Raw genomic sequence first — 19,019 nt, 5'->3', positions numbered from 1 at the left:
TACATTCGACCCTAGCAGAATTACCCCCGGGGGTATCCAGTCGCTTGCCGGAACGGCAAAAGGGCCGGGACTCCGCGCGATGCGGAGTCCCGGCCCTCCCGGGGTCGGCCGTCGGTCGGCGGCCGGTCGGTCGTCAGTCGACCGCGATGCCCTGCAGGCGCTTCGCGATCTTCGTCAGCCGCTCGCCCTGGTAGCGGGCGGCCTGCAGCACGTTCTCCTCCGGGGCGCCGTTGGCGCCCGGGTGCGCGGTGCCGTACGGGTTGCCGCCGGCCGCGTACACGGAGGGGTCGGTGAAGCCGGGGGAGACGATGACCGAGCCCCAGTGGTGGAAGGTGTTGTAGAGCGCGAGCAGCGTGGACTCGTTGCCGCCGTGCACGTTGTGGGCGCTGGTGAAGGCGGTCGCGGGCTTGTCCGCGAACACGCCGCCCTGCCACAGGCCGCCGGTGGTGTCGATGTACTGCTTCAGCTGCGCGGCGATGTTGCCGTACCGGGTCGGGGAGCCGAACGCGTAGGCGTCCGCCCACTCCAGGTCGGCCAGCGTGGCGACCTCGACCTTGTCGCCGGTGGCGTCCACGTGGGCGCGCCAGGCGGGGTTCCCGTCGATGGCCGCGTCGGGGGCCAGCTCGGGAACGCGGCGGAGACGGACCTCGGCACCGGCCTTCTCGGCGCCTTCGGCGACGGCCTGGGCCAGCTGGTGGACGTTCCCGGTGGCCGAGTAGTAGACGACTGCAACCTTGACGGACATGTTCAGGCCCTCCACAGACCGCTCAAACGGATTGGTTTCCGTTTCTTCCCTGCCCGAGCTTAAGCGGATAGTGTTCCATTTCGCAAGGGCGGCCCCCGGAGAGGCGGAAAGCGCTCCCGATATGCTCGGAAGACGGACACGACAAGGGGGCATCCAGGGGCATCCGGGAAGGACCCACGGAAGGGCGGCGACACGGATGAGCACCGACGAACCCCAGGCGATCCCGGCGATCCCGCTGGGGACCCCCCAGTCGATCCCGCTGCTCCCCTCCGGGGACCGCCCCGCCGCCGAGCGGGCCGACGCCGCCCGCAACCGCCGCAAGATCCTGGACGCGGCCGCCCGCATCGTCAGCGAGCAGGGCCCCGAGGCCGTGACCATGAACGCGGTCGCGCACGCGAGCTGCATCGGGGTCGGGACGGTGTACCGGCGGTTCGGCGACGTGTCGCAGCTGCTGTGGGCGCTGCTCGACGAGCGGGAGCGCCAGTTCCAGGAGGCCTACCTCGCGGGCCCGCCGCCGCTGGGGCCGGGCGCGCCGGCCGAGGAGCGGCTGCCCGCCTTCCTCGACGCGCTGGTGGACCGGGTCATCGAGCAGCGGGAGATCCTGCTCGCGGCCCAGGCGGCCGCGCCGAGCGCGCGGTACACCTCAGGCGCGTACCTGGCGATGCACGCGCATCTGACGATGCTGCTCGGCCGGGTCCGCCCCGGCGCGAACGGCGCACTGCTCGCGCACCTGCTGCTCGCCCCGTTCTCGCCGAGCCTGATGCACCACCTGTCGGTCGAGCGCCGGCTGACGGCGGACGAACTGAAGGCCGGGATCGCGGAACTGCTGAGACTGGGCGCCTAGGGCCTGTCCGGTGGATCAGGGTCGGATAGGCCCTGAGCGCACCGCGCGCATACTGGGGGCCGCGCGCGGTCCACCCCTCAGACACGCTCTGGACCCGACCGCCGGACCTGCCCGACGATCACGCCATGACGACCAGCGGCGCGCCGAAGACCTTCCTCATCCTTCACGGCTACGAGAACCACCGCCCCGAGGGCCACTGGCAGCATTGGCTGGCCGGCGAACTGCGGGAGCGCGGGCACGAGGTCCGCTACCCGCAGCTGCCGGAACCGGACGCCCCGGTCCTGGAGGACTGGCTGTCGGCCCTGGAGGAGCACGGCGCCCGCCCGGAGCACGGCGAGTTCGTCGTCCTGGCCCACAGCCTGTCCGTACTCCTCTGGCTCGGCGCGGGCGACCGCCGCCCCGACGCCGACCGCGTCCTCCTGGTGGCCCCGCCGTCACCTCCGGTGACGGCCGGCATCCCGGACATCGCCGCCTTCGCGCACCGCCTCGACCTGGCGCGCACCGTCCTGAAGGCCCCGAGCCGCCTGGTCTACGGCGACGACGACCCGTACTGCCCCGAGGGCGCCGACGTGCACTACGCCGACCCGCTGTCCCTGGACACCGACCACATCCCGCCGGGCGGCCACCTCAACCCCGACTCCGGCTACGGCGCGTGGCCCTCGGTCCTCGACTGGTGCGAGAACCCGGGGACGCGGGTGAGCGGCAACCGGTAGCGCGAACTGATCACCGCGTACGCGGCCCGCATGAACGACCCCGAGCCGGCCGTCCGCGCGCGGGCCGCCGCGGACTGGTGTGCCTGGGAGGACGCCGTGCTGTCCGGGGAGGGGCAGGGAGCGCCGTACACGGCCCGTGTCGACGACGCGCGGCTCGCCTTCGTCCGCGTCTGCGCGCACTGCTTCGCGCACGGAGCGTGGCTGGAGGAGGACGCGCTGCTCCGCGACGCGCACCGCCTCGCCGGCATCCCCGGAGTGCTGATCCACGGCCGTCAGGACATGAGCAGCCCGCTGATCACCGCCTGGGAGCTGGCCCGGGCGTGGCCGGACGCCGAGCTGCACGTCGTCGAGGCGGCCGGACACCTCGGCGGCGCCGAGACCCGGGACCTCATCGTCGAGGCCCTCGCCCGCTTCGCGTCCCCGGCGCACGTCCCCGACGCGCGTCCCGCTTCGCGTCCCGCGGCGGGCGGCGGGATCATCGAAGCATGAGTACTGAGATCCATCTCGCCCAGCAGCCCGAGGCCGACGCGCTGCTCGGACGGTCCTCGCTCGCGGCGCTCGTCGGGATGCTCCTGGACCAGCAGGTGCCCATGGAGTGGGCGTTCGCCGGGCCGTACACGATCACGCAGCGCCTCGGGACGGAGGACCTCGACGCCGGGCAGATCGCCGCGTACGACCCGGAGGCGTTCGCGGCGCTGCTGTCCGAGAAGCCGGCCGTGCACCGCTACCCCGGGTCGATGGCCAAGCGGATCCAGCAGCTCTGCCGGTTCCTGGTCGAGGAGTACGGCGGGGACGCCACGGCCGTCTGGGCGGACGCGGAGAGCGGCAAGGAGCTGCTCGCCCGGCTGAAGGCGCTGCCCGGTTTCGGGACGCAGAAGGCGCAGATCTTCCTCGCCCTGCTGGGCAAGCAGTACGGGGTGCGGCCCGAAGGGTGGCGCGAGGCGGCCGGTCCGTACGGCGAGGCGAACTGCTACCGGTCCGCCGCCGACATCACCGGGGCGGAGTCGCTGGCGAAGGTGCGGGAGTTCAAGCAGGAGGCCAAGCGAGCGGCAAAAGCCGCAAAAGCATCCGGGGCTTGACGAATCCATATGTCAATTCTGCTAAATGCCGCAGGAATTGACGCCGAGATGTTCACAGATTGCCCCGGAGATCGCTAACTTCCCTTCAACCTCGTTCGCACCGGGAAGGACCTCTGTGAACGCAACCCATCGCAGAGCCGCGGCCACCCTGGCCGCAGCCGCACTCGCTACCCCGCTCCTGCTGGCAGCCGCTTCCCCCGCCACCGCTACCTCGGATCCGGGGAAGGCAGCGTCCAAGGACGCGACCAAGCTGGCGAAGAAGCTGGTCCGCGAGGCGTCCGCGAAGGACGCACGCAAGCACCTCGAGCGGTTCCAGGCGATAGCCGACTCGACCGGCGGCCACCGCGCCGCCGGCTCGCTCGGACACGACGCCTCCGCGGCGTACGTGTACCAGCTGCTCAAGAAGGCCGGATACAACGTCTCGTACCAGAAGTTCGAGTTCCAGTACACCGAGACCCAGGCCCAGAAGCTCTCCGTCGTCTCGCCCGCGCCCCGTGACATCGAGGTCGCGGCGATGACGTACACCAAGTCGACCCCGGTCGGCGGCATCAAGGCCGAGCTGGCCGCCGCCCCGGTCGACGCCGACGGCACGAACGGCTGCGAGCCCGGCGACTTCGCCTCCGGCACGTTCACCGGCAAGATCGCCCTGATCAAGCGCGGCGGCTGCACCTTCGCCGCCAAGCAGGAGAACGCCGCCGCCGCCGGCGCGGTCGGCGCGATCATCTACAACAACACCGCAGGCGCCCTCTCCGGCACCCTCGGCGACCCGGCCGCCGGCAAGCTGCCCACCGGCGGCATCACCCAGGCCGAGGGCGAGAAGCTCGCCGCCGACCTGGCCAAGGGCCCGGTCTCGCTCTCCTACGAGATCCGTCAGCTCCAGGAGAAGCGCACCACCAACAACGTCATCGCGGAGACGAAGACCGGCAACGCGGCCAACACCGTGATGCTCGGCGCCCACCTCGACTCCGTCACCGCCGGCCCCGGCATCAACGACAACGGCTCCGGCTCCGCCGGCATCCTCGACGCCGCCCTGAAGCTGGCCAAGGCCGAGAAGAAGCCGACCAACAAGGTCCGCTTCGCCTGGTGGTCCGCCGAGGAGAACGGCCTGCTCGGCTCCGAGCACTACGTCGCGAACATGAGCGAGCTGGACAAGAAGGAAGTCAAGCTCTACCTCAACTTCGACATGATCGCTTCGCCGAACTACGGCCTGTTCGTGTACGACGGCGACAACTCCGACGGCGTCGGCGCCCCCGCCGGCCCGGAGGGTTCGGCCCAGCTCGAGCGCGACATCACCGACTTCATGGACAGGCGCGGTGTGCCGCACGCGGGCACCGACTTCAGCGGCCGCTCCGACTACGGCCCGTTCATCGAGATCGGCATCCCGTCCGGCGGTACCTTCACCGGCGCCGAGGGCCTCAAGACGGCGGCCGAGGCGGAGAAGTTCGGCGGCGAGGCGGGTGTCGCGTACGACGTGAACTACCACGCCGTGGGTGACGACATCACCAACATCAACATGGCGGCGTTCGACGCCAACATCGACGTCATCGCCAACGCCGTGGGCACCTACGCCCACGACATCAGCTCGCTGAAGCGCCCGGTCGTGTCCACCCCGACCGACGGCGGCTCGGGTGGCGGCGGCGGTCTGCACGAGGGCCACGACCACGAGGTCACCGAGTAAGCACCGCGACACCCGTAGGACCCGGCTCTCCGCTCCGCGGGGGGCCGGGTCCTACCTTCTTCTCCTGGACGTGCCGAAGAGCGAGCGGGTGATCTCGCGGCCCAGCTGGGTGCCGACCGAGCGGGCCAGCGACCTGAACACGCCGCTGCCGACGACCTGCTCGACCAGGGACTCCTCGTCGTCCGCCGCACGCTCCGGGGCGGGGGCCTTCTCCTGCCGCCGCGGTGCCTCCTCCTGCGGCTTCGCCGCCGTCAGCCGCTCGTACGCCGACTCCCGGTCCACCGCCTGCGCGTACCGCCCGTACGCCTCCGATCCCCGCACCGCCGCGTCCAGCGCGGCCGCCTCGACCGGGCCCATCAGCGACTCCGGGGCCCGCAGCCTGGTGACCGCCACCGGCGTCGGCGCGCCGGTCTCGGCGAGCACCGTCACCACCGCCTCGCCGGTGCCGAGGCCGGTCAGGACCTCCTCCAGGTCGTACGCCGAGTTCGGGAACGTCCGCACGGTCGCCTTCAGCGCCTTCGCGTCGTCCGGCGTGAAGGCCCGCAGCGCGTGCTGCACCCGGTTGCCCAGCTGCGCGAGCACGTCGCCGGGGACGTCCTTCGGGGTCTGGGTCACGAAGAACACGCCGACCCCCTTCGAGCGGATCAGCCGCACCGTCTGCGTGATCGACTCCAGGAACGCCTTCGACGCCCCGTTGAACAGCAGATGCGCCTCGTCGAAGAAGAACACCAGCTTCGGCCGGTCCAGGTCGCCGACCTCGGGAAGATCGTGGAACAGGTCCGCGAGCAGCCACATCAGGAACGTCGAGAACAGCTGCGGTTTGTCCTGCACCGCGGGCAGTTCCATCACGGACACCACCCCGCGCCCGTCCTCCGCCGTTCGCAGCAGCTCCGCCGTGTCGAACTCCGGCTCCCCGAAGAACCCACTCGCACCCTGCTGCTCGAAGGCCGTGATCGACCGCAGGATCACCCCGGCCGTCGCCGTCGACAGACCGCCGATGCCCTTCAGCTCCGGCTTGCCCTCGTCCGAGACGAGGAAGGCCGCCACCGCCCGCAGGTCCTTGAGGTCCACCAGCTCCAGACCCTTCTGGTCCGCGTAGTGGAAGATCAGGCCGAGCGACTGCTCCTGCGTCTGGTTGAGCTGCAGCACCTTCGACAGCAGCACCGGACCGAAGCTGGTCACCGTGGCCCGTACGGAGATGCCGGTGCCGAAACCGCCGAGGCCGAAGAACGCGCAGGGGAAGCCGGTGGCCGTCCACTCCTGGCCGACCTGCGCGGCCCGTTCCCGTACCTTCTCGCCGCCCTGCCCGGGCGCGGAGAGGCCGGACAGGTCGCCCTTCACGTCCGCGAGGAACACCGGGACGCCCTGCGCCGAGAGTTGTTCGGCGATCAGCTGGAGGGTCTTGGTCTTGCCGGTGCCCGTCGCGCCGGCGACCAGTCCGTGCCGGTTGAGCATGCCGAGCGGGACGCGGATCCGCGCGTCCGGGTGACAGGCGCCGTCCCAGAGCAGGGCCCCCAGATCGAGTGCGTCGCCCCGGAAGGCGTAACCGGCCGCGATGCCTGCGGCGGGACCGTCCGGTACGGCCTCCGGCACCGCGTCCGCGGTGGTCGGCGGCTGGTCGCTCGCGCTCATCACGGGACCCCTCAGTCCGGGTTCACGGCGTTTCTGCTGGTTTGACCCAGCATCGCACCGCCTCCGCGTGGCTGCGCCGGGGACCGGTCGCCCGGTAGGCTTTCCGTGTGATCTTCAAGCGCATCGGTACCGGGAAGCCGTATCCCGACCACGGCAGGGAAAGCACCCGCCAGTGGGCGGACGTCGCGCCGCGCCCGGTCCGCCTCGATCAGCTCGTGACCACCAAGGGCCAGCTGGATCTGGAGACCCTGCTCGCCGAGGACTCGACCTTCTACGGCGACCTCTTCGCGCACGTGGTCAAGTGGCAGGGCGACCTCTACCTGGAGGACGGGCTGCACCGCGCCGTCCGCGCCGCGCTCCAGCAGCGCCAGGTGCTGCACGCCCGCGTGCTCGAACTCGACTGACGCGCGGCCGCCCCCGGCCTCTCGCCGTCGCTCCGGCCGCCGTTATTGGTCCATCCGGACGCGATCACATGATCATCAAGTAGGCAACTCCCCCGGCCCGCATTACGCTGCGCCCATGAGCATGCTCACTCCACCCGGTATGGGCGGAAAGTACCGCATCACGGGGGACGTCTACCCGCGGATGCGCCGCCCCCGCCGCCGGGGCCGGATCGTCCTCGCCTCGCTCGCCGCCGTGGTCGTGCTGGGCGCGGCCGGCTGGGGAACGATGCAGCTGATCGACGTCTTCTCCGGAGGCGACGACACCGCGACCGCGGCCGCCCGCAGCGGCGCCGACTGCAAACCCGTCGCGAAACCCACCGTCCCGCCCGCGGCCGCGTTCCCCAAGCCCGCGCAGATCACCGTGAACGTCTACAACGCGACCCCGCGCGGCGGACTCGCGAAGGCGACGGCCGACGAGCTCAAGAAGCGCGGCTTCGCCATCGGCAAGGTGGGCAACGCCCCGGCCGCGTACGACAAGAAGGTCCCCGGCGCCGCGATCCTGCTCGGCGCACCGGGGGCGGCGAAGGGCGCGTTCCCGGTCCTGGGCACCCAGCTCAAGGGGGCGGCGACCAAGACCGACACCCGGGCCACGCCCGACGTGGACCTGATCATCGGCACGGCCTTCAAGACCCTCGACCCGAAGACGACGGCGGACGCGGCCCTGGTCGCGCTGAACACTCCCAAGGCCGCGCCCGCGAAGAAGTGCTGAGCGCCTCCGCCGGCTCCCCCGGGAGCCGGCGGTCGGGTGGGTACGGCTACTCCGCCGCCCCGTACATGCGGTCGCCCGCGTCGCCGAGGCCCGGCACGATGTAGCCGTTCTCGTTGAGCCGCTCGTCGACGGAGGCCGTCACGACCGTGACCGGCGTGCCCGCCAGCTCGCGCTCCATCAGCTCGACGCCCTCCGGGGCGGCGAGCAGCACGACCGCGGTCACGTCGTCGGCGCCGCGCTTGATCAGCTCGTGGATCGCGGCGACCAGCGTGCCGCCGGTGGCCAGCATCGGGTCCAGGACGTACACCTGGCGGCCCGAGAGGTCCTCCGGCATCCGCGTGGCGTAGGTCGACGCCTCCAGCGTCTCCTCGTTGCGGATCATGCCCAGGAAGCCCACCTCGGCGGTCGGCAGCAGCCGCACCATGCCGTCGAGCATGCCGAGGCCGGCCCGCAGGATCGGGACGACCAGGGGCCGCGGGTACGACAGCTTCACGCCGGTGGTCGGCGTGACGGGGGTCTCGATGTCGACCTGCTCGGTGCGCACGTCCCTGGTGGCCTCGTAGGCGAGCAGGGTGACCAGTTCGTCGGCGAGCCGGCGGAAGGTCGGGGAGTCGGTGCGCTTGTCGCGCAGAGTCGTGAGCTTGTGGGCGACCAGCGGGTGATCGACGACGTGGAGACGCATGCGCCCACAGTAGCCCGCACTGGCGTGCAGCCACGCCCTGGAGGGAAGGTGGGGTCGTACACGGTTCCGTACACGGAGTCGTACACGGAACCCTGCCGGTGGGGTGGTGGGCCATGCCGCGACAGCACGAGGAACCTCCCGAGACCGACGCCGAGCGCCGGCGGCGACGCGCCCAGTTCCTGCGCGACCTGAACGAGGCGCGGGCGCTGCGCGAGCGCGTCCAGCCGCGCCGCGCCCGGGCGGCCCGGATGCGCCAGGCCATGCGCATGCGCACCTTCCGTTGGTGACGCCGGTGACACAGGCGCGACACCGGCGACACGGGCCGTCGGTGACCCCTGTGACGTGCGCGACACGCGCGAGGCGCGGAGGGCGCGCGACGGCGTACGAAGTGCGTCCGGAGGTCAGACTGATGCACGACGCAAGAGCCGAAGACCTCTCCTGAAGCCGCTCTTTCTGCCACGATGCCGATTGGGCGGGGCAACGGAGCGCACCGCCGGATCGACACACCTCTGATCAGTGGGAGAGTCACGGTGTACTTCGCCGCACTGCTCGCGCGCACCGAAGACGGGTGGGAAGCGAGCGACACGGAACTCGACGACGTGGAGACCCTGTCCGACCTGACCGAGCTCGCCCGCGAGGCGTCGGTCGACGAGGACACGGTGGTCGTCTACATGGAGCAGGAGGACTCGTGGTTCGCCATCGTCCGCGTGGACGGTGAGGACGACGCCCGGATCTACGTCTCGGACGGAGCAGCCGCCGCCCGCTCGTCCTACGGGGAGATCCTGACCAAGGAGATCCTGGGCACGGACCGGGACGACGACGCCGACGACCTGGACGCGCTGGACCTCGACGGCACCGAGGACGGCGAGCCGGAGGCCGAGGACGACGGGGACGACGACGGCGCGGCCGCCGACGCGGCGCCCTCCGGTCCGGTCGGCGACCGGCTGATCCTGGAGGACCTGGGCGTGTCGGAGCGCGACCTGCGGTCGCTGGAGCCGGGAGACGCGCTGTCGGATCTGGCCGAGGCGCTCGGCGCCGCGGAAGTGCTGGAGACCGTCCGCTAGTGATGCAGTCCGTACCACCCGGATCGGGACCGGCCTGGGCCGGTCCCGATTCCGTTCCGACCCCCGCTCCGGGCGCCCACGACCCGGTACGGGACCCCTGGCGCGCGGCGATGCGTCTCGCGCTGGCCGAGGCCGACGCGGCCGCCCTGGGCGGCGACGTGCCGGTCGGCGCGGTGCTGCTCGGCCCGGACGGCGCGGTGCTCGCCGCCGGGCACAACGAACGCGAGGCGACCCACGACCCGACCGCGCACGCGGAGGTCCTCGCCCTGCGCCGGGCGGCGGCGCTGCGCGGCGAGTGGCGGCTGACCGGCTGCACGCTCGTCGTCACCCTCGAACCGTGCGTGATGTGCGCGGGCGCGCTGGTGCAGGCGCGGGTCGACCGGGTCGTCTACGGCGCGGTGGACGAGAAGGCCGGCGCGGCCGGCTCGCTGTGGGACCTGGTGCGCGACCGCCGGCTCAACCACCGTCCCGAGGTGATCGCGGGCGTGCTGGCCGAGGAGTGCTCGGCGCAGCTGACGGCCTTCTTCCGCGACCGCTGACCGCGTACGACCTGCGTGTGACCCGCTTATGACCCGCGTATGACCCGCGCAGGACGTGCCCGGGGATACGGATTTCATCGCAGGGGCACCTTTGGGCTAAGCTCTCTCTCGGTAGCGTGTCCGAGCGGCCGAAGGAGCTCGCCTCGAAAGCGAGTGTGGCGCAAGTCACCGAGGGTTCAAATCCCTCCGCTACCGCTTCTGTACGAAGGGCCCGGTGCATCGCACCGGGCCCTTCGTCGTGTCCGGCCGCGGCCCCCTCCGGCGGCCCGGCAAAGGGCCTCGAAAGCCGGGTCATTGGTCTTCAGGAACGGGGTAGGGGCTCGGCTAGACTCACGCGACCACGCCGGGGAGGGCAGAACTGATGGTCGAGGCGAAGAAGGTCGCACTCTGGATCGTCATCGTCTTTGTGCTGTACACGATCGTCGTCTCTCCCAAGCGGGCCGCCGAGCTCGTCGGGGTAGGGTTCGAGGGCATATCGTCCGCCGCACAGGGCGTCGGCGAGTTCATGACCGAACTCGTCAACTAGAGCACCGACGAGGAGTCCTGCTGTGATCCGCCATCTGGTCCTGTTCAAGCTCAACGACGGGGTGGAGCGTGACGAGCCGCGCGTCGTGGCCGGCGTCGAGGCCTTCAAGGCCCTGGGCGGCGTCATTCCGGAGCTGACGTTCTGGGAGTGCGCCTGGAACATCACCGACCGCCCCATCGCCTACGACTTCGCCATCAACTCGGCGGTCGAGGACACGGACGCGCTGAAGCGGTACATCGAGCACGCCGACCACCAGGCGGCCGCCGCCCAGTGGCGTGAGTTCGCCACGTGGGTGATCGCGGACTACGAGTTCTGACCGGCCCACCGACCGGCCCACCGGGCCCGGATCACGGCCCCTCGCCTTCGCGGCGGGGGGCCTTCTGGCATCTATGCCCGTCCAACTTGCCCTCAACACGTGGTTATACGGTGCTTGCACACAGTGGACATGTCTTGTGATGCTATGACCGCTTTTGACGGATGAGTTGACCGTAGTTGACCAGCAAGACCAGTCAGAGGGGTGGCGTGAACGTGCCGGCCAGTACTGCGCCTCAGGTGCCGCCCCAGCCCGAGTCCTCGGGCGAGCAGGAGCCCGACGCCCCCCGACCGCGGGAGCGCAGCAGTCGCGGGGCCGACACCCGGGCGCTCACCCAGGTGCTCTTCGGGCAGCTGAAGAACCTGGAGCCGGGCACCCCCGAGCACGACCGGATCCGCGGCGCGCTGATCGAGGCCAACCTGCCTCTCGTGCGGTACGCGGCGGCCCGCTTCCGCTCCCGCAACGAGCCGATGGAGGACGTGGTCCAGGTCGGCACCATCGGACTGATCAACGCCATCGACCGGTTCGACCCGGACCGGGGCGTGCAGTTCCCGACCTTCGCCATGCCCACCGTCGTCGGCGAGATCAAGCGATACTTCCGCGACAACGTGCGCACCGTCCACGTACCGCGCCGCCTCCACGAACTCTGGGTCCAGGTCAACGGCGCCACGGAGGACCTGACCACCGCCCACGGGCGCTCCCCCACCACCGCCGAGATCGCCGAACGCCTGAAGATCGGCGAGGACGAGGTGCTGGCCTGCATCGAGGCCGGCCGCTCGTACCACGCCACCTCCCTGGAGGCGGCGCAGGAGGGCGACGGACTGCCCGGACTGCTCGACCGGCTCGGCTACGAGGACCCGGCGCTCGCCGGCGTCGAACACCGCGACCTCGTCCGGCACCTGCTCGTCCAGCTGCCCGAGCGCGAGCAGCGCATCCTGATGCTCCGTTACTACAGCAATCTGACCCAGTCTCAGATCAGCCAGGAGCTCGGGGTTTCACAGATGCACGTGTCAAGGCTCCTCGCCCGTAGCTTCGCCCGGCTGAGATCCGCAAATCGGATCGACGCGTAACCGGAACGGGTAGACCGGTTCGGAGCAGTTCTGACGCTCCCCAAATGCCGTACACCCCTTGTTTCCTGCGGATATCCGCCCCCACCTTGTCGACAAGTCACTACAGCGTGTTGCCGACATGTGACATTCTGCTGGAACCGCGTTTGGCACGGCCCAGCCTCCGGTATTCAGGTGGAGGCTGCGTTCCACCGATGGTCGCGGCCACCGCGACCGTCCCGCGACCTCAAGGGGGTGGCATGTCCGCAGAACAGGGCAGCTCGAAGGTGCTCACGCTCACGAAGAACGAGCCCGCCGAGCCGCTTCACGTGCCTTCGGAAGCCATCGACACCCGCACGCTGTCCCGCTCCCTGTTCCTCAGGCTGCGCGCCCTCGACGCCGACGGCGCGGCGGCGGACAGCCCGGAGCGGACCTATGTCCGCGACACCCTCATCGAACTCAACCTCCCGCTGGTCCGGTACGCGGCCGCCCGCTTCCGCTCCCGCAACGAGCCGATGGAGGACATCGTCCAGGTCGGCACGATCGGTCTGATCAAGGCCATCGACCGTTTCGACTGCGAACGCGGCGTGGAATTCCCGACGTTCGCGATGCCGACCGTGGTCGGCGAGATCAAGCGCTTCTTCCGCGACACCTCGTGGTCGGTGCGGGTGCCGCGCCGGCTGCAGGAGCTGCGCCTGGCGCTGACGAAGGCCAGCGACGAGCTGTCGCAGAAGCTGGACCGCTCCCCCACCGTCCCCGAACTCGCCGCAGTGCTCGGGGTGTCGGAGGAGGACGTCGTCGACGGCCTCGCCGTCGGCAACGCGTACACCGCCTCCTCGCTCGACTCCCCGTCGCCCGAGGACGACGGCGGCGAGGGCTCGCTCGCAGACCGGCTCGGCTACGAGGACACCGCGCTCGAGGGCGTGGAGTACCGCGAGTCGCTGAAGCCGCTGCTGGCCAAACTCCCGCCCCGGGAGCGGCAGATCATCATGCTGCGCTTCTTCGCCAACATGACCCAGTCGCAGATCGGCGAGGAGGTCGGCATCTCGCAGATGCACGTCTCGCGGCTGCTCACGCGCACGCTGGCCCAGCTGCGCGAGGGCCTGATCGCGGACTGATCGCGGCCCGATCGCGGCCCGATCGCAGCCTGATCGCGGACTGATCCGGTAGCACATCGCGCCGGGCCGCACAGGAAGTTCGCTCTTCCGCTTCCTTGTTGACGGGTCGTCAGACACACTGGCGCGATGCGACGGAGGCGGCTGGGGCTACTCACGGCGGCGCTCTGCCTCGGCGGGGCGCTGACCGCGTGCGGCGACGGGAACGACGGCGAGGGCTACGCGGCGGTCGGCGCGCGCGGCGGAGCCTCGCCGGGCGGCGCGGCGGCGCCCTCGGGCCCGGTGCGCCTGGTCCCCCTGGACGGCCCGTCGGCGAGCGGGACGACGTCGAGCACGTCGCGCCCGCAGCCGGAGGGGACGGAGGGCGGCGAAGCCCCCGGTACGGGTACGCGGACGGGCTCGGCGACCGTGACGCTGCCGGGCGCCGAAGCCACGGGCCCCACGGTCCCCGGCGCGACGGCACCGCCCCTGCCCGCCCCGGGTACGCCCGGAAGCCCCGGCGCCCCGCCGAGTACCCCGAACAGCCCGCCGGCGCCCCGCCCGCCCGGGACGACCCCGCCGCCGCCCGGCCCCGCCCTGCTGACGCTCTCCGTGCCGCAGCTCGCCGACGGCGACCGCCGGTGGTGCGAGCGGGTGACCCTCACCTTCCGCAACACCGGGGGCATGGCCGCGGCCTCGGGAACCGTGGCCTTCGAGACGCACATCATCGGGGCGCTCGGCGTCGACTGGGCGACCATCGGGTCGACCCAGCCGCTGCCCTCGCCGATCGCCGCGGGCACGGCGAAACAGCACACCTACACGGTGTGCGTGGAGTCCTGGCGCGTTCCCCTCGGCATGCGCATCGACACGCAGAAGGTCACGGCCACCTGGAAGTGAGGAGCGCGGGCGGTCAGCCCAGCGCGAGCCAGGCCACCGCGGCGACGACCGCGATCGCGGCGACGATGCCGACGATCAGGCCCACCCGCGGACCGGAGGACGGCGCGGCCTGCGGCTGCCGGCTCTGCGGGGCGGCCTCGTCGACGAAGGCGCGGAACATCTGGGTGCTGCCGGCCGGGTCGTAGCTGCCCTCGGGGCCCTGACCCTGCGGTGCGTGGGGGTTGTGTGCCATGAGGCAGGACCCTAGCGAACGGGGGGTTGCGGCCCCAACCCCCGGCACCGGTCCCGCACACCGCCTCCCCCTTTGCCGATTCTTTAGCGCCGTTTGACCGATTTAGTTTGCCTGAAGCAACCATCCATCTCTATGGTTGCCCTAAGCAACAAGATGTCTGGGGTAGCCGTGGACCAGCCGAACCGGTACGAGAACCTCACCCGCCAGGTCAGCGCCATCGGCGCGGTCAAGCGCGGCATGGCGCGCTCCCTGCCCGCCGACTGCCCGCCCGGCACCGCGGGGGTGATCGCCCTGGTCCACCGCCACGGCGACCTGCGCATCGGCCGGATCTCCGAGCTGATGGGCGTCGACATGTCGGTCAGCAGCCGGCACGTCGCCCATGCCGTCGAACGCGGCTGGGTCGAGCGGCTGCCCGACCCGGACGACCGGCGCTCGCGCATCCTGCGCCTCACTCCCGAGGGCGGGGACAAGCTCGCCGAGCTGGACCGCCGGCTGACCGCGATGCTCGCGCAGAAGCTGGCGGACTGGTCCGACGACGACATCGAACTGCTCACCCGTCTGCTCACCCGTTTCCGAGACGCCTTCGGGGACTGCCGCGCCCACCACGCCTGACGACGAAGGAAGTTCATGGCCACGACCACCTCCGCCCCCGCGACACACGCGGGCGGACCCCCCTCCGGCGGGGCGCCCATGTCCCACCGGCAGATCATGGAGGCGCTCTCCGGGCTGCTGCTCGGCATGTTCGTCGCGATCCTGTCGTCGACGATCGTCTCCAACGCGCTGCCCCAGATCATCACCGACCTCGGCGGCGGCCAGTCCGCGTACACCTGGGTCGTCACCGCGGCCCTGCTGTCGATGACGGCGACCACGCCCCTGTGGGGGAAGCTGGCCGACCTCTTCTCCAAGAAGCTGCTCGTCCAGACCGCCCTGCTCATCTACGTGGCCGGTTCGGTCGTGGCCGGCCTCTCCCAGAACACCGGCATGCTGATCGCCTGCCGCGTCGTCCAGGGCATCGGCGTCGGCGGTCTGACCGCCCTCTCCCAGATCATCCTGGCCGCGATGATCGCCCCGCGCGAGCGCGGCCGGTACAGCGGCTACCTCGGCGCGGTCTTCGCCGTCGCCACCGTCGGCGGCCCGCTGCTCGGCGGTGTCATCACCGACACCGAGTGGCTCGGCTGGCGCTGGTGCTTCTACGTCGGCGTGCCGTTCGCGCTGATCGCTCTGTTCGTGCTGCAGAAGACGCTGAAGCTCCCGGTCGTGAAGCGGGACGTGAAGGTCGACTGGGCGGGCGCGTTCTTCATCAGCGCCGCGGTCTCGCTGCTGCTGATCTGGGTCACCTTCGCCGGCGACAAGTACGACTGGATGTCCTGGCAGACGGCCGTCATGGTCGGCGGCTCGGTCCTGCTCGGCGCGGTGTTCCTGTTCGTCGAGTCGCGGGCGGGCGAGCCGATCATCCCGCTCCGCCTGTTCCGCAACCGCACGATCACGCTGGCCTCGCTGGCCTCGCTCTTCGTGGGCGTCGCGATGTTCGCCGGCACGGTGTTCTTCAGCCAGTACTTCCAGCTGGCCCGGAACGAGTCTCCGACGATGTCCGGCGTCCTCACCATCCCGATGATCGCGGGCCTGTTCGTCTCGTCCACGGCCTCCGGCATGATCATCACCAAGACCGGCCGCTGGAAGGCCTGGCTGATCGGCGGCGGCGCGCTCACCACCGGCGGCCTCGGCCTGCTGGGCACCATCCGGTACGACACGGAGTACTGGCACATCGCCCTGTTCATGGCGGTCCTGGGTCTCGGCCTCGGCATGATGATGCAGAACCTCGTGCTCTGCACCCAGAACCAGGTCGACCCCTCCGACCTCGGCGCGGCCTCCTCCGTCGTCACCTTCTTCCGCTCCCTCGGCGGCGCGATCGGCGTCTCGGCGCTCGGCGCGGTCATGGCCCACCGGGTCACCGACTACGTCAGGGACGGCCTCGCCGCGCTCGGCCCGAAGGCCGCGGCGGCCATGGGCCAGGGCGGTAAGGGCGGCGGGATCCCGGACATGGACAAGCTGCCGGCCCCGATCCGCACGGTCATGGAGGACGCCTACGGGCACGGCGTCGGCGACGTCTTCCTCTACTCGGCGCCGTTCGCGCTGCTCGCCTTCCTGGTGACGCTGTTCATCAAGGAGGTCGCGCTGAAGAGCAACAGCGCGGCGGCGGAAGCGAAGTAGCGGGGCACGGGTCACAGGTCACGGGTCGCCGGAAAGACCCCCGGCCGCGCTCCGTAGCGGAGGCGCGGCCGGGTCCACGGAGCGGCGGGCAGGGGACGGCCCGCCGCTCCGTCATTGCTGCGGTTCTTCCGTACGGCTCCGCTCGACCATGACCTCGATGCCCGCGATCAGCACGTCCAGGGCGTAGTCGAAGTCGCGGTCCCAGATCGCCGTGACGTTGGCGTGCGAGGCCCGCTCGTCGAGGAGGTCGGTCATGTCCTCCAGGGCTTCCGTGAACTGCGGGTCCTCACGGAAGGTCTTGATCGCGTCCGAGTAGAAGTCGTCCTGCGACATGCCCGCCTGCTGGGCGCTGCGGCCGAACTGGGCCTCGATGGTGCCGTAGCCGTACACGAACTGGAAGACCGCCGACATCGCGCTCGGCTGACGGGTGATCGGCAGACCGGTGTCCCGGATCGCCTCCTGGATCTTGGAGCCGACGGCGATCGCGTGCGGGCCGATGTTCAGGTACTGGCCCGCGCACGTCGACATCCACGGGTGGCGGACCAGCATCCGGCGGTACTCCAGGGCGAGCACCCTGATCCGGTCCCGCCAGTCGCCGGCGGCGTCGACCGCCTCGACGTCGACCTCGCCGTAGCCCGTGTCGACGGCGTACTCGATGATGTCGTCCTTGGTGTCCACGTACCAGTACAGGGACATCGCGGTGACGTTCAGCTCGGTCGCCAGCTTGCGCATCGACAGCTTCGCCAGGCCCTCCTCGTCCAGCATCCGGATCGCGGCGGCCACGATCCGGTCCCGGTCGAGCCCGGCCGGGCCGCCCCCGCTGCGGGCGGCCCGCTGCTCCAGCCAGACGCTGGAACGCGCCGGGTTCTTGGCCCTGTCGGCTGCCTTCACCATCGCGCGCCCCTTCATCGGTCAGTGCTCCGTGACCATGCTAGGCAGCCACGGTCGGCTGCTCGGACTCCGCCGCCTTCTGCTCCGTCCGCTCGGCCCGCTTCAGCAGCGCCGCCGCCAGCAGGCCGCCGGCGAAGACCGCGACCGCGCCAACAAGCTGGCTGGTCTGCAGGCCGGAGGCGAAGGCGTCCGAGATCTGCTGCCGCTCCGCCTCGGTGCCCGCCGCGGCCAGGGCCGCCGGGAGCGAGGTCGCGGTGACGGTGACCAGCGCGGCGAACCGGGCGTTGAGGACCGCGCCGAGGATCGCGACGCCGAGGCCGTTGCCGAACTCCGCGAGCGTGCCGTTGACGCCCGCGCCGACGCCGGCCTTCTCCGGCGGGATGGCGCTCATGATGGCGTTGGCCATGGCCGGGTTGGAGAGCGCGATGCCCGCGCCCATCAGGACCAGGCCGAGCAGCATGCCGCTGTACGTGCCGTCGGTGCCGCCGCCGAGCAGGGCGATCGAGGTGAGACCGCCCGCGACCAGGGACAGGCCGAGCGCGACGGAGGGCGCGGTGCCGATCTTCATGACCAGCTTGGGGCCGATGCCGGACAGGTTGAGCACGACGATCGACAGCGCCAGCGGTGCCATCCGCAGACCGGCCTCCAGCGGCTCGTAGCCGAGCACGAACTGCAGGTGCTGGGTGAGCAGGAAGAGCGAGCCGCCCATGCCGAGCATGACCAGGATCGCGCCGGCGACCGCGCCGACGAACTTCTGGTTGCGGAAGAAGTGCATGTCGAGCATCGGGTACGGGATGCGCAGCTCCCACAGCACGAAGCCGGTGAGGACGGCGACGCCGATCGCGGCCGGGAGCAGCACCTCGGTCGAGGTCCAGCCGTGCTCGGGGCCGGTGATGATCGCGTACACCACGGAGGTCATGCCGATGGTGGAGAGCAGCGCGCCGAGCAGGTCGGGGCGCTCGCCCTGCGGGTTCTTGGACTCGGGGACCAGCTTGAGCACGGCGACCAGGCCGATCACCGCCACCGGGATGTTGATCAGGAAGATCATTCCCCACCAGAAGTGGTTCAGGATCGCGCCGCCGATCAGCGGGCCGGCGGCGAAGCCGAGCGAGCCGATCGTGGCCCAGATCGCGATGGCCTTGACCCGCTGGGACTCGTCGAAGATCTGCATGACGACCGCGAGGGTCGTGGTCATCAGGAGCGCGCCGCCGACGCCCATGCCCGCACGGGCGGCGATCAGCTGGGCGGTGGAGTCGGCCAGGCCGGCGGCGAGCGAGCCGAGGCCGAAGAGCGCGAGGCCCACGGCGAGGAGCTTCTTGCGGCCGTAGCGGTCGGCGGCGTTGCCGGCAGTGAGCAGCAGACCCGACTGGACCAGCGAGTAGGCGTTGATCATCCACTGGATGTCGCTGGTGGAGGCGTGCAGTTCGGTGGTGAGCGAGGGGATCGCGACGCTCAGGACGGTGTTGTCGAGCAGCACGGTGAGCTGGGCGAGGCAGATCACGCCGAGGATCAGCCAGCGCTGCGGGTGCCCGCCGGACTTCACGGCGGTGGGTTGGTTCTCGGCGGTCGTCGCCGTCATGGTTCCCCCTTGTACGGTGTACGGGACGTGACGTCGTACACCGTACAAGGGATCCTCGTACGCTGTATAGCGATTTCTCGGGGATGCTCGGCCGGGCCTTCG

Annotated in this window: 22 protein-coding genes, 1 tRNA gene and 1 pseudogene; 18 read left to right on the top strand and 6 right to left on the bottom strand. The window is 71.0% G+C overall.

Annotation, left to right across the window (positions count from 1 at the left end; translation table 11 throughout):
• Positions 1 to 133 precede the first annotated feature (133 nt).
• Positions 134 to 745 (bottom strand): NAD(P)H:quinone oxidoreductase, encoded by a 612-nt coding sequence (gene wrbA, locus ACGFMM_RS28930; protein WP_393649405.1) that lies wholly within the window; start codon positions 743 to 745, stop codon positions 134 to 136.
• A 196-nt stretch (positions 746 to 941) separates the two neighbouring features.
• Between wrbA and ACGFMM_RS28925 the strand changes: the two genes are divergently transcribed.
• The 5 genes and pseudogenes from ACGFMM_RS28925 (at position 942) to ACGFMM_RS28905 (ending at position 5,059) form a co-directional block, all read left to right on the top strand.
• On the top strand, positions 942 to 1,589 hold the full coding sequence (locus ACGFMM_RS28925; RefSeq protein WP_393649404.1) for a TetR/AcrR family transcriptional regulator: 648 nt from the start codon (positions 942 to 944) through the stop codon (positions 1,587 to 1,589).
• A 125-nt stretch (positions 1,590 to 1,714) separates the two neighbouring features.
• On the top strand, positions 1,715 to 2,302 hold the full coding sequence (locus tag ACGFMM_RS28920; protein ID WP_393649403.1) for an RBBP9/YdeN family alpha/beta hydrolase: 588 nt from the start codon (positions 1,715 to 1,717) through the stop codon (positions 2,300 to 2,302).
• A 3-nt stretch (positions 2,303 to 2,305) separates the two neighbouring features.
• Positions 2,306 to 2,791 (top strand): annotated as a pseudogene (locus tag ACGFMM_RS28915) (prolyl aminopeptidase); the annotation flags it as partial.
• Positions 2,788 to 3,381, top strand: a complete 594-nt coding sequence (locus ACGFMM_RS28910; protein WP_393649402.1) for an HhH-GPD-type base excision DNA repair protein — start codon at positions 2,788 to 2,790, stop codon at positions 3,379 to 3,381. The pseudogene ACGFMM_RS28915 and the gene ACGFMM_RS28910, both read left to right, overlap by 4 nt.
• A gap of 115 nt (positions 3,382 to 3,496) precedes the next feature.
• A complete protein-coding gene (locus ACGFMM_RS28905) occupies positions 3,497 to 5,059 on the top strand; it encodes a M28 family metallopeptidase (protein ID WP_393649401.1) in 1,563 nt (520 codons plus the stop codon).
• 51 nt (positions 5,060 to 5,110) lie between these two features.
• Here the strand turns inward: ACGFMM_RS28905 and ACGFMM_RS28900 are convergent, their stop codons facing one another.
• A complete protein-coding gene (locus ACGFMM_RS28900) occupies positions 5,111 to 6,691 on the bottom strand; it encodes a helicase HerA-like domain-containing protein (RefSeq protein ID WP_393649400.1) in 1,581 nt (526 codons plus the stop codon).
• A gap of 107 nt (positions 6,692 to 6,798) precedes the next feature.
• Between ACGFMM_RS28900 and ACGFMM_RS28895 the strand changes: the two genes are divergently transcribed.
• Both ACGFMM_RS28895 and ACGFMM_RS28890 read left to right on the top strand, forming a co-directional pair.
• Positions 6,799 to 7,095: a type II toxin-antitoxin system VapB family antitoxin gene (locus ACGFMM_RS28895; RefSeq protein ID WP_393649399.1), complete on the top strand. Its 297-nt coding sequence runs from the start codon at positions 6,799 to 6,801 to the stop codon at positions 7,093 to 7,095.
• A gap of 115 nt (positions 7,096 to 7,210) precedes the next feature.
• Positions 7,211 to 7,843 carry a LytR C-terminal domain-containing protein gene (locus tag ACGFMM_RS28890; RefSeq protein ID WP_393649398.1) on the top strand — a complete coding sequence of 211 codons (633 nt, stop codon included), beginning with the start codon at positions 7,211 to 7,213 and terminating at the stop codon, positions 7,841 to 7,843.
• Positions 7,844 to 7,889: 46 nt separating this feature from the next.
• Here ACGFMM_RS28890 and upp read toward each other — a convergent pair whose 3' ends face one another.
• Positions 7,890 to 8,525, bottom strand: a complete 636-nt coding sequence (gene upp / locus ACGFMM_RS28885) for a uracil phosphoribosyltransferase (protein ID WP_393649397.1) — start codon at positions 8,523 to 8,525, stop codon at positions 7,890 to 7,892.
• A 113-nt stretch (positions 8,526 to 8,638) separates the two neighbouring features.
• On the opposite strand from upp, the gene ACGFMM_RS28880 reads away from it, so the two are divergent.
• The 9 genes from ACGFMM_RS28880 to ACGFMM_RS28840 all read left to right on the top strand — a co-directional run bounded on the left by ACGFMM_RS28880 (position 8,639) and on the right by ACGFMM_RS28840 (position 14,004).
• On the top strand, positions 8,639 to 8,812 hold the full coding sequence (locus tag ACGFMM_RS28880; protein WP_393649396.1) for a hypothetical protein: 174 nt from the start codon (positions 8,639 to 8,641) through the stop codon (positions 8,810 to 8,812).
• Positions 8,813 to 9,055: 243 nt separating this feature from the next.
• Positions 9,056 to 9,589: a hypothetical protein gene (locus ACGFMM_RS28875; RefSeq protein WP_393649395.1), complete on the top strand. Its 534-nt coding sequence runs from the start codon at positions 9,056 to 9,058 to the stop codon at positions 9,587 to 9,589.
• Between the two features lie 2 nt (positions 9,590 to 9,591).
• Complete coding sequence (tadA, locus tag ACGFMM_RS28870; RefSeq protein ID WP_393649394.1) at positions 9,592 to 10,128, top strand: tRNA adenosine(34) deaminase TadA; 537 nt, start codon at positions 9,592 to 9,594, stop codon at positions 10,126 to 10,128.
• Between the two features lie 110 nt (positions 10,129 to 10,238).
• Positions 10,239 to 10,323 (top strand) — tRNA-Ser (locus tag ACGFMM_RS28865).
• Positions 10,324 to 10,489: 166 nt separating this feature from the next.
• Positions 10,490 to 10,654, top strand: a complete 165-nt coding sequence (locus tag ACGFMM_RS28860) for a hypothetical protein (RefSeq protein ID WP_393649393.1) — start codon at positions 10,490 to 10,492, stop codon at positions 10,652 to 10,654.
• Positions 10,655 to 10,676: 22 nt separating this feature from the next.
• Positions 10,677 to 10,970 (top strand): Dabb family protein, encoded by a 294-nt coding sequence (locus ACGFMM_RS28855; RefSeq protein WP_393649392.1) that lies wholly within the window; start codon positions 10,677 to 10,679, stop codon positions 10,968 to 10,970.
• A gap of 212 nt (positions 10,971 to 11,182) precedes the next feature.
• Complete coding sequence (locus ACGFMM_RS28850; protein ID WP_393649391.1) at positions 11,183 to 12,037, top strand: RNA polymerase sigma factor SigF; 855 nt, start codon at positions 11,183 to 11,185, stop codon at positions 12,035 to 12,037.
• A gap of 236 nt (positions 12,038 to 12,273) precedes the next feature.
• Positions 12,274 to 13,131, top strand: coding sequence for an RNA polymerase sigma factor SigF (locus tag ACGFMM_RS28845; RefSeq protein ID WP_393649390.1), 858 nt, complete (start codon positions 12,274 to 12,276; stop codon positions 13,129 to 13,131).
• Positions 13,132 to 13,257: 126 nt separating this feature from the next.
• Entirely contained in the window at positions 13,258 to 14,004 is a 747-nt protein-coding gene (locus tag ACGFMM_RS28840; RefSeq protein ID WP_393649389.1) for a hypothetical protein, read from the top strand.
• Between the two features lie 13 nt (positions 14,005 to 14,017).
• On the opposite strand, the gene ACGFMM_RS28835 is transcribed toward ACGFMM_RS28840, so the two are convergent.
• Entirely contained in the window at positions 14,018 to 14,236 is a 219-nt protein-coding gene (locus ACGFMM_RS28835; protein WP_393649388.1) for a hypothetical protein, read from the bottom strand.
• 168 nt (positions 14,237 to 14,404) lie between these two features.
• Here ACGFMM_RS28835 and ACGFMM_RS28830 point away from each other — a divergent pair, with 168 nt between their 5' ends.
• Positions 14,405 to 14,848, top strand: a complete 444-nt coding sequence (locus ACGFMM_RS28830; protein WP_393649387.1) for a MarR family winged helix-turn-helix transcriptional regulator — start codon at positions 14,405 to 14,407, stop codon at positions 14,846 to 14,848.
• Positions 14,849 to 14,863: 15 nt separating this feature from the next.
• Positions 14,864 to 16,447, top strand: a complete 1,584-nt coding sequence (locus tag ACGFMM_RS28825) for an MDR family MFS transporter (RefSeq protein ID WP_393649386.1) — start codon at positions 14,864 to 14,866, stop codon at positions 16,445 to 16,447.
• Between the two features lie 111 nt (positions 16,448 to 16,558).
• Here ACGFMM_RS28825 and ACGFMM_RS28820 read toward each other — a convergent pair whose 3' ends face one another.
• Together ACGFMM_RS28820 and ACGFMM_RS28815 are read right to left on the bottom strand one after the other, a co-directional pair.
• Positions 16,559 to 17,341 (bottom strand): TetR/AcrR family transcriptional regulator, encoded by a 783-nt coding sequence (locus ACGFMM_RS28820; RefSeq protein WP_393649385.1) that lies wholly within the window; start codon positions 17,339 to 17,341, stop codon positions 16,559 to 16,561.
• Positions 17,342 to 17,378: 37 nt separating this feature from the next.
• A complete protein-coding gene (locus ACGFMM_RS28815) occupies positions 17,379 to 18,917 on the bottom strand; it encodes a DHA2 family efflux MFS transporter permease subunit (protein WP_393649384.1) in 1,539 nt (512 codons plus the stop codon).
• Positions 18,918 to 19,019 lie beyond the last annotated feature (102 nt).

The sequence above is a fragment of the Streptomyces sp. NPDC048604 genome (assembly GCF_043199435.1).
Lineage (GTDB): Bacteria > Actinomycetota > Actinomycetes > Streptomycetales > Streptomycetaceae > Streptomyces.
The sequence above is the reverse complement of the archived record's forward strand: the minus strand, read 5'-3'. Positions and strand labels throughout refer to the sequence as shown.

Bases quoted from the DNA above. Each gene is read 5' to 3' on its own strand.
- wrbA (WP_393649405.1), bottom strand. From the start codon at position 745: ATGTCCGTCAAGGTTGCAGTCGTCTACTACTCGGCCACCGGGAACGTC.
- ACGFMM_RS28925 (WP_393649404.1), top strand. From the start codon at position 942: ATGAGCACCGACGAACCCCAGGCGATCCCGGCGATCCCGCTGGGGACC.
- ACGFMM_RS28920 (WP_393649403.1), top strand. From the start codon at position 1,715: ATGACGACCAGCGGCGCGCCGAAGACCTTCCTCATCCTTCACGGCTAC.
- ACGFMM_RS28910 (WP_393649402.1), top strand. From the start codon at position 2,788: ATGAGTACTGAGATCCATCTCGCCCAGCAGCCCGAGGCCGACGCGCTG.
- ACGFMM_RS28900 (WP_393649400.1), bottom strand. From the start codon at position 6,691: ATGAGCGCGAGCGACCAGCCGCCGACCACCGCGGACGCGGTGCCGGAG.
- ACGFMM_RS28890 (WP_393649398.1), top strand. From the start codon at position 7,211: ATGAGCATGCTCACTCCACCCGGTATGGGCGGAAAGTACCGCATCACG.
- upp (WP_393649397.1), bottom strand. From the start codon at position 8,525: ATGCGTCTCCACGTCGTCGATCACCCGCTGGTCGCCCACAAGCTCACG.
- ACGFMM_RS28880 (WP_393649396.1), top strand. From the start codon at position 8,639: ATGCCGCGACAGCACGAGGAACCTCCCGAGACCGACGCCGAGCGCCGG.
- tadA (WP_393649394.1), top strand. From the start codon at position 9,592: ATGCAGTCCGTACCACCCGGATCGGGACCGGCCTGGGCCGGTCCCGAT.
- ACGFMM_RS28860 (WP_393649393.1), top strand. From the start codon at position 10,490: ATGGTCGAGGCGAAGAAGGTCGCACTCTGGATCGTCATCGTCTTTGTG.
- ACGFMM_RS28845 (WP_393649390.1), top strand. From the start codon at position 12,274: ATGTCCGCAGAACAGGGCAGCTCGAAGGTGCTCACGCTCACGAAGAAC.
- ACGFMM_RS28840 (WP_393649389.1), top strand. From the start codon at position 13,258: ATGCGACGGAGGCGGCTGGGGCTACTCACGGCGGCGCTCTGCCTCGGC.
- ACGFMM_RS28835 (WP_393649388.1), bottom strand. From the start codon at position 14,236: ATGGCACACAACCCCCACGCACCGCAGGGTCAGGGCCCCGAGGGCAGC.
- ACGFMM_RS28825 (WP_393649386.1), top strand. From the start codon at position 14,864: ATGGCCACGACCACCTCCGCCCCCGCGACACACGCGGGCGGACCCCCC.
- ACGFMM_RS28820 (WP_393649385.1), bottom strand. From the start codon at position 17,341: ATGGTGAAGGCAGCCGACAGGGCCAAGAACCCGGCGCGTTCCAGCGTC.
- ACGFMM_RS28815 (WP_393649384.1), bottom strand. From the start codon at position 18,917: ATGACGGCGACGACCGCCGAGAACCAACCCACCGCCGTGAAGTCCGGC.